This window comes from Nocardiopsis lucentensis DSM 44048 (assembly GCF_000341125.1).
GTDB classification, from domain to species: domain Bacteria; phylum Actinomycetota; class Actinomycetes; order Streptosporangiales; family Streptosporangiaceae; genus Nocardiopsis; species Nocardiopsis lucentensis.
Window position 1 is genome coordinate 1 of record NZ_ANBC01000442.1, and the last position, 8,764, is coordinate 8,764.

The window sequence follows — 8,764 nt, forward strand, 5'->3', positions numbered from 1 at the left end:
GGCACGGGCCGCCCCCGGAAGGGCGATCCGTGCCTCACACCCTCCGCGTGTCGCGACATTCCGCAATGATGGTTATACTCTGTGTGACATCGTGAGGCCGCGTATCCACCCGGCGGGGGGAGATCAGCGATGTCACCGTTCACCACGTCAGCGCCACGTGGAGGGATCACCTCCGAACACGCGCGACTGCTCCGCTGCGTCCAGGGCATCCGGGAACGCTCGGCCCGTGCGGTTCCGTGGGAACCCGACACGGTCGGCCTGCCGCCCGCGGGCGACTCCGGCGGCGCCCTGGCCCGGATCAACGACGTCGCCTTCTACGCGAGCGCACGCGACGAGGTCACCGCGCTGGCGGGGGTCTGCGTGGACCTGCTGTTCCTCCACAGACCCGACGAGGGGGCCGAGGGCGGGGGCCACCGGTGCTTAGGCTGCGGATTGCCCTGGCCGTGCCTGACCTTCGGCGAGCTCACCCGGCTGCTGCGCTGACCGCACCGCCCCGGAACACGAGCCGCCCCGGCCTGGAGACAAGACACCGCCCGATGGGGTCGGGGCGCGATCCGACCGCACCGGGCGGCGCTTCTTGCACTCGCCGTCCGTTGGCGCCCGATGACCGAACAACCGGGCGCCCTCACCGGGCGAGGTATACCCAGAGGTTAAACTGAAACTCGTTCTACCGCAAGACCCCAGCCCACCCTGAACACGAGAAAGGCCCGGCAAATCAAGCTCACCGGGCCTGTGGAACGTGATCTACCCAGTGATCTCGACCGGGAACTGGATCGCCGCGCGGTCCGCCAGCATCGGCCGGATGACGGCCAACACGGCCTGGTGCTCGGGGTGGTCCCGGTAGGCGGCGAAACCCGCCTCGTCGTCGACGTCGGCGACCACGGCGAAGTCGTAGGCCCCCTCGCTGATCCCCGCGTCCGGACCGAAGGCGTAGGAACGCAGTTCGGGAATGGCGGCGGGCAGTTCACCGAGGAGCTTCTCCAGCTCGGCGACCCCGGCCGGAGTGACGTCGTCGCGCCACCGGAACAGTGCGATGTGTCGGATACCCATACGGGAGAACCTACTCCCCCACCGTGTCGCGGGGGTGGCCAGGCCCAGGGGCGGGGGACAGCCCCTGGGACCGACCGGGGGCGCGAGGCGCAGCGACCCGTGGACTCTCCGAGAGCAGGACCCCCCAAACGCGACGGGGCGCGCCTCACACCACTGACGTTAACGAGACGGCGGTAACGCGAACACCCTCCAACAGATAACCGGAACGTCTCGATTCACCCGGCGGACACCCCGGATACACCCTGCTGACCTGCGACGACACAACGTCACGCGGATGTTACGGCTCAACTACCCCACCAACCGCACAGCCACCAGAGGCCCCACGAGCCCCACGGCGCGAAACCCGCCCCGCCGGAGCGTCGCCGCACAACCACGGAATCGGCAAAGGTTGCGCCAGGTTGCAATTCCCACCAGAAGAAGGAACAAAAAAACGCCCCGGGTTTCCCCGGGGCACCTGGTCAACTCACTCTTGTCGCCAGGAGATAGGCGGAGGGTGAATCCGCGTCGACGATATCTGTGACCTTCCAGGCCTGTCCGCCGACGGTGAAGACGTCACCGACGCGAACATCGATCATCGGCGTGGGGCGCCACTCCTTCGGGCCGCCGATCTTCGCCACCGGCTGGCCGTCCTCCGCGATCCAGAACTGACCGCCGCCGACCGGACCGCCGGCGAAACGATCGTTCCTCCCGTAACTGATCTTCTCCTGCGCACCGACCTCGTGGACCACCGTGGATTCAGTCCCAACCGTCTCGGATTCCATGGAAAAAACAGCATGCCGACCGGGTCGAGCCAAAGGCACGGGGCACTTTCCCGCCAGGCCGGTAATTCAGCAGACTAGTGCACGAAAATAATGCGCGGGCGGGACCTTGGTCCCGACCCGCGCACGGAAATACAGTGTGTGACGCGTTTCTCAGTCGCGCCCCGCGGTGCCCCTTCCGCCCTTCAGCCGGCCCACGAGGGTCTCCAGCGCCGAGCTGAAGGGGTGGTCGTGCACCATGTACGTCCAGGTCATCGACGGGCGCTTGACACCGACCTCGCTGACGTCGAGCTCACCGTCGCGCACCTCCAGCTCCTCGAAGCTCTTCGCCGCACGCGCACGGGCCTCGTCGAGGAAGCCCTTGAAGACCGGCACGGCCTCCCGGTTGAACTCGTCGAGGGGGTCGCGGCGGCCGAGGAAGCGCAGGTGGATACCCTCCCGCAGCTCCGCGAGGAAGGCGTTGTGGTCGGTCCAACCCCGGTCCAGGTGGTACAGCGTGATCAGCCTCGCCGCCCGGGCCACGGTCTCCTCGTCGAGCTCCTCGACCAGCTCCTTGTGCCGCTCCGAGCGGTCCGAGGCCACGTGTCGGGTGCCCTCGTCACCGGTCAGGACCTTCTCACGGTGCTCCAGTACCACGTCCCGCTGGACGTCGATGAGCTGGTTGTACCGCCACGTGTTGCGGTGCACCTCCAGCAGCTGCCCCTCGGCCACCCGTTGGGCGTGGTCGACCATGGCCAGCCAGCCCCCGTCGGTGATCTCGCCGTCACCGGTGGTCTGGTAGCCGGTGGTCTCCGACGCGTGGTTGACCAGCAGGTCGTCGTCCATGCTGACGAAGAAGATGGAGTCGCCGGGATCGCCCTGACGGCCCGCACGGCCCCGGAGCTGCCCGTCCAGACGGCTGGAGGGGTAACGGCCGAAGCCCATGACGTACAGACCGCCCTCGTCCACCACGCGGTCGCGGTCGGACATGTCGCTGCCGCCCAGGCGGATGTCGGTGCCCCGGCCGGCCATCTGGGTCGACACCGTGATCGCCCCGTGGGTACCGGCCTCCGCGATGATCGCGGCCTCGTCGGCGTCGTTCTTGGCGTTGAGGACCACGCACTCCAGCCCCGCCTCGCGCAGGCGCCCGGCCAGCAGCTCGGACTCGGCCACGTCCTGCGTGCCGATGAGGATCGGGCGGCCCGACTCGTGGACCTCCTCGACCTTCTCGACGAGTGCGTCCTCCTTCTCCTCCCGCGTGGCGTACAGGCGCGTGCCGTGGTCCTCGCGCACGCACGGCTTGTTGTCGGGGATGACCGCCACCTCGAGCTCGTAGAACTCGCGCAGCTGCTCGGCCACGGCCATGGCGGTACCGGTCATCCCGGCGCGGGTGGGGTAGCGCAGGACGAGCGACTGGACGGTGATCGAGTCCAGGACCTCACCGGTCTCGCTCAGCGCGACCTTCTCCTTGGCCTCGACGGCGGCCTGGAGTCCGTCCGGCCAGCGCTGGAGCAGGGCGATCCGGCCGCGCGACTCGTTGATCAGGCGCACCTCGCCGTCGCGTACGACGTAGTGGACGTCGCGCTGGAGCAGGACGTGGGCGTGTAGGGCCAGATTGACCTGCGGTAGGACGGAGGTGTCGTCCTCGGAGTAGAGGTCGACCCCGCCCAGGGCCTTCTCCACCGCGTCGATGCCGGCGTCGGTGAGCTGGACGTTGCGCCCCTCACCGTCGACCTCGTAGTGCAGACGCGGCGTGAGCGCACGCACGACGTCGGCCATCTCCACATCGGCGGCGACGCTCTCGGCGGCACCGGCCAGGACGAGCGGCACGCGCGCCTCGTCGACGAGCACGGAGTCGGCCTCGTCGATGATGGCGACGCTGGGCTCGGGCACGACGCGCTCGTCGACGTCGGTGACCATGCGGTCGCGCAGGACGTCGAAGCCCAGCTCGCTGACGGCCACGTAGGTGACGTCGCAGGCGTAGGCGGTGCGGCGCTCCTGCGGGGTCGACTCCTCGTTGATCCACCCGGTGGTCACACCGAGCAGGTCGTAGAGGGGGCGCATCCACTCGGCGTCGCGCCTGGCGAGGTAGTCGTTGACGCTCAGGACGTGCACCCGCTTGCCACGCAGCGAGAAACCCGCCGCGGCGAGAGCGCCGGCGAGGGTCTTGCCCTCGCCGGTGGCCATCTCCGCGACGTGCCCGTCGAGCAGGGCCATGACGCCCAGCAGCTGCGAGTCGAAGGGACGCTCGTCCAGCGCACGCCTGGCCGCCTCACGGCCGACGGCGCACAACGACACGAGGTCGCCGCGTTCGTAGGGGAGCTCGGCGTTGCCGAGGTCGATGGCGCGGTCCGTCAGCTCGGTGTCGCTGAGCTCACGCAGACCATCCTCCTCGGCCTCGATCGCCGGCAGGAGCTTGGTATAGGGCCGCAGATCCACCGCGCCTGGCTTTCCCAGGAGGCGGCGGACGCTTTCCGCCATTCGTCCGAACACCACGCCAGGGTAACGCCGGACACAACCCCCGCGTTCCCGTCGGGGGGCTCCTCAGGCGAGTTGGCGGTGCGGCCGTTGCCGGGCCTCCAGGGCCATCGCGTGTTTGACGAGGGTGACCAGGACCCCCACGACGGACTGCCGGTCACGGGCGTCGCAGTGGACGATCGGCACGTCCGGGGTCAGGTCCAGCGCGTCGCGCAGCTCATCGACGGTGTAGGCGGCCTCGGGGTCGAAGTCGTTGATGGCCACGACGAAGGGGAGGCGGTACTGGCGCTCGAAGTAGTCCAGCGCCTGGAAGGTGTCGGCCAGGCGGCGGGTGTCGGCCAGGATCACGGCGCCCAGGGCGCCCCGGACCAGGTCGTCCCACATGAACCAGAACCGCTGCTGCCCGGGTGTGCCGAACAGGAACAGGGTCAGGTCGGTCTCCAGGGAGATCCGCCCGAAGTCCATCGCGACCGTGGTGCTGGTCTTGTCCGGCGTGTGGGAGAGGTCGTCGACCCCCGCGCTGGCCTCGGTCACCGCGGCCTCGGTGCGCACGGGAGGAATCTCCGAGACGGCTCCGACGAACGTGGTCTTGCCGACTCCGAAACCACCGGCCACGATGATCTTCGTGGAGAGCCCGGTCGCCGCCTGCGCGTGCTGGGAGCTGTTGGCTTGATGGATCACAGTAAGTCCTAGCGGAGAGTGCCGGGCGCGCGCACGGACGGTGGGTTGGCGCGTCCCGGGCTTGAGGGGTGCGGTCTCCCCCGGATCCGAACCATCGCGAGGGGCGCCGCCCCTGGAACCTAACACCGGAACGCCTTCCATGAAGGCGATTCCGCGCAGTGGGACGCGACACCCACCAGCGCGCTCCGGTGCGCGCGCTCGGCCTCGGACACGGCTCATCGCCACGTGACCGGCCGAGGAGTCCCGTGGCGGGCGGTCCACGAGTGCGGACACACCGTAACCAGCAAAGCACGGAACCGTACCCCGGTGGACCGACTTTACGACTTTGTGAGCGGCCGTTTTCGGCCGCTTTCGGCCGCGTCAATCCCTGTCCGGGACCAGCGGCGGAGTCTACGGTGGAGGGCGGGGCACTCGCCAAGGATCGGTCGCCGGGACTCCTGGCACGAGTGGGCGACCGAAGGGGGCGCCTCGGTGGCGCACCTGGGGCGTCCGCCCGCGAACCGACGCCTCGCTCTTCGGTGTCGGAGGCGGGTGGCGGCCCGAGGCCGACACCCACGAAGCCCGTCGGCCCACATCCGTCCACGTGGGCCGACGGGCCCACCACCGCCCACGGGCCACTCCGTGGCAGGAGCGGACACCCTCGACCGACGCCCACGGCGCGGCACCCCACCCGTCGCCCGCCACCGCCTGTGGACAACCCGAACGGCGGGACCGGTTGCCCGTAGGATGGACGCAGCCCCTTCCCACGTCGGAGCCGCACGTCGGCGGGCGCGGGAGTGAGGGGCACAGCCGACCACCCATTCTCCCAAGGGAGCCGAGAACCCCACATGTCCGAGCAGCGCGTCGTCCGCCCCACTCCCATCAGCGGTTTCCCCGAATGGACCCCACAGGTCCGGGCCGTGGAGCAGCGCTGGCTGGACCATATCCGCGCCGGCTTCGAGTCCTACGGCTTCGCGTCCGTGGAGACGCCCTCGGTGGAGAACCTGGACGTGCTGATGGCCAAGGGCGAGACCTCCCAGGAGGTCTACACCCTGCACCGGCTCCAGGCGGACGCCAAGGACGACTCCGACGCCAGGCTCGGGCTGCACTTCGACCTCACCGTGCCCTTCGCGCGCTACGTCGCCCAGCACTTCAACGAGCTGACCTTCCCGTTCAAGCGCTACCAGATGCAGCGCGTCTGGCGCGGGGAGCGGCCGCAGGAAGGCCGGTACCGCGAGTTCACCCAGTGCGACATCGACGTCATCAACGTCGACTCCGTCCCGCTGCACTTCGACGCCGAGCTGCCGCGGATCGTCCACCAGGTGCTCAGCGGGCTGGACCTGCCCTCCTGGACACTCAACGTGAACAACCGCAAGGTCCTCCAGGGCTTCTACGAGGGCCTGGGCGTCAAGGAGCCGCTCACGGTCATCCGTGCCGTGGACAAGCTGCACAAGATCGGCGACGACGGCGTGCGCGACATCCTCCTCGGCGAGGGCCTGAACGACGAGCAGGCCGACGCGTGCCTGGCCCTGGCCCGCGTGCGCGGCGCCGGCAAGGACGTCGCCGGGAAGGTCGAGGCGCTGGGAGTCACCTCCGAACTCCTCTCCGAGGGTCTGGAGGAGCTCACCTTCGTGCTGGACGAGCTGGCCGACCTCCCCGAGGGGAGCGTGGTCGCGGACCTGTCCATCGCGCGCGGGCTGGACTACTACACCGGCACCGTCTACGAGGCCTCCTTCGACGACGACCCCGCCTACGGCAGCATCTGCGCGGGCGGCCGCTACGAGGACCTGGCCGGTCAGTTCATCCGCCGCCGGCTGCCCGGTGTGGGCATCTCCATCGGCCTGACCCGCATCTTCGCCAAGCTCGTGGCGGAGGGTCGGATCCAGGAGGGACGGGTGTGCCCCACCGACGTCATGGTGGTGGTACCGAACGCCGAACGCCGCAAGGACGCCCTGCGCACCGGGGCGCTCCTGCGCGAGCGCGGTTTCAACACCGAGGTGTTCCACTCCACCGCCAAGGTCGGCAAGCAGATCCAGTACGCGTCGAAGAAGGGCGTCCCCTTCGTCTGGTTCCCACCCTTCGGCGAGGACGGCGACCACGAGGTCAAGGACATGGCCTCCGGCGATCAGGGCCCGGCCGACCCGGCGACCTGGCGCCCCGCCACCGATGACACATCGGCCTGATAGCACCAACGGTCCCGGCATGGGCGGTTTCTGACCGCTCATGCCGGAACCGGCCATTCACAAGACAGCTCCAGCCGGTCGGTGGGAGACTGGAGGCAGGCTGTTCTCCGTGCCACGGTGCCGCCCAGGCGCGCACCGCGGCCGATTCGGTGTCCAAGTAATCGAGGCCATGTCCCATCCCCGCCACAACCTGCCCCTGTCCGCTGGCGAGTTCATCCGGTTCGTCGGTCGTGAGCGCGACATCGTCGACCTGGGCCGCCTTCTCGGAACCGCCAGGATGGTCACGCTCACCGGGACCGGCGGCATCGGGAAGACACGGCTCGCCCTCCACCTCGCCGAGCGCGTGCTCCGCCGGTTCCCCGACGGCGTGCGCTTCATCGACCTGAGCGAGGCCTCCACCCACGACCAGGCGCTGCGCACGGTCGCCAACGGCCTCCAGGCCGTGGAGGACGACGCCCGCACGGTGATGGAGGCGATCATCACCGCGCTGCGCACCCAGAACCTGCTGCTGCTCCTGGACACCTGCGAACACGCCGTCGGCCCGATGGCACAGCTGTGCCAGGCGGTCCTGCGCGACTGTCCCCGAGTACGCATCCTCGCCACCAGCCGCCAACCCCTGCACGTGCCCCAGGAGAACATCTGGCGCGTGCCCCCGCTCTCCCTCCCCTCCCGGCCGACCCCCACCGACCCCTACGCCGCCAATCCGGCGCCCATCCCCCGCCGCGACACCCAGCGCTATGAGTCGGTACGCCTGTTCGTCACCCGGGCCCACGCGGCCCGCTCCGGGTTCGAGATGACCCGTGAGAACTCCGGCTACATCGCCGAGATCTGCCGGATGCTCGACGGCATGCCGCTGGCCATCGAACTGGCCGCCGCCCGGGTGCGCGTGCTCTCCGTCCAGCAGATCCTGCGCCGCCTGGACGACCGGTTCCGGCTGCTCACCAGCGACGGCTCCGACGATCTCCCCGCCCGCCAGCGCACCCTGCGCGCGGTCCTGGAGTGGAGCCACGACCTGCTGTCGGAGTCCGAACGGCGGTTACTGCACCGGCTGTCGGTGTTCACCACGTGGTACCTGGAGGTCGCCGAGGAGGTGTGCTCCGACGACGGAGTCGACTCCGCCGACATCCTCCCGCTGCACTTCTCCCTCGTCGACAAGTCGCTCGTGGTGATGGACGCCGAGGTCGACGGCACCACGCACTACCGGCTCACCGAGACCGTCCGCGCCTACGCCGCCGAGCACCTGGCCGAGAGCGGCGGCGAGGACGAGCGCTGGGAACGCTACCTGAGCTTCAGCGTCCGCCGGCTGGAGGAGATGGCCGCGAACGTCAGCAAACCCATGACCTGGGGAGAGCGGCTGGGCCAGCTGCGCTTCCTCGACCACCATCGCGACAACCACGCCCGGGTGACGCGGTGGGCGGTCTCCCACGGCCGGGTGGACGAGGCCCTGCGCGTGTGCGTGGCGCTGCGCCCGTACTGGATGGTCCGCGACCTGGCGGCCGAGGGGAGCCGCGTGTTGGAGGCCGTCCTGGCCACCGACCCCGACCACCAGTCCCCCGTCCTGCGTACGCGTGCCCTGGCGCTCCACGCGGAACTGCGGCTCGACCTGGACCCCGCCCCGCGGGTCGCCGCCCTGGCCCAGTGCGCTCTGGAGGCCGC

7 protein-coding genes are annotated in these 8,764 nt (G+C 69.8%); 3 read left to right on the top strand and 4 right to left on the bottom strand.

The genetic code is table 11. From position 1 onward, the window contains the following. Positions 1-129: 129 nt before the first annotated feature. Positions 130-483: a hypothetical protein gene (locus D471_RS0115525; protein WP_017599467.1), complete on the top strand. Its 354-nt coding sequence runs from the start codon at positions 130-132 to the stop codon at positions 481-483. 261 nt (positions 484-744) lie between these two features. Here the strand turns inward: D471_RS0115525 and D471_RS0115530 are convergent, their stop codons facing one another. The 4 genes from D471_RS0115530 to D471_RS0115545 all read right to left on the bottom strand — a co-directional run bounded on the left by D471_RS0115530 (position 745) and on the right by D471_RS0115545 (position 4,946). Next, positions 745-1,050: a Dabb family protein gene (locus tag D471_RS0115530; RefSeq protein ID WP_017599468.1), complete on the bottom strand. Its 306-nt coding sequence runs from the start codon at positions 1,048-1,050 to the stop codon at positions 745-747. 458 nt (positions 1,051-1,508) lie between these two features. Next, complete coding sequence (locus tag D471_RS0115535; protein WP_017599469.1) at positions 1,509-1,778, bottom strand: DUF6406 domain-containing protein; 270 nt, start codon at positions 1,776-1,778, stop codon at positions 1,509-1,511. Positions 1,779-1,961: 183 nt separating this feature from the next. Beyond that, positions 1,962-4,268, bottom strand: a complete 2,307-nt coding sequence (gene secA2 / locus D471_RS0115540) for an accessory Sec system translocase SecA2 (RefSeq protein ID WP_026127761.1) — start codon at positions 4,266-4,268, stop codon at positions 1,962-1,964. A gap of 63 nt (positions 4,269-4,331) precedes the next feature. Beyond that, a complete protein-coding gene (locus tag D471_RS0115545; RefSeq protein ID WP_017599471.1) occupies positions 4,332-4,946 on the bottom strand; it encodes a GTP-binding protein in 615 nt (204 codons plus the stop codon). 827 nt (positions 4,947-5,773) lie between these two features. Here D471_RS0115545 and hisS point away from each other — a divergent pair. Next, on the top strand, positions 5,774-7,108 hold the full coding sequence (hisS, locus tag D471_RS0115550) for a histidine--tRNA ligase (RefSeq protein WP_017599472.1): 1,335 nt from the start codon (positions 5,774-5,776) through the stop codon (positions 7,106-7,108). A 169-nt stretch (positions 7,109-7,277) separates the two neighbouring features. Beyond that, a partial coding sequence (locus D471_RS0115555) for an ATP-binding protein (RefSeq protein WP_017599473.1) occupies positions 7,278-8,764 on the top strand: 1,487 nt, incomplete at its 3' end.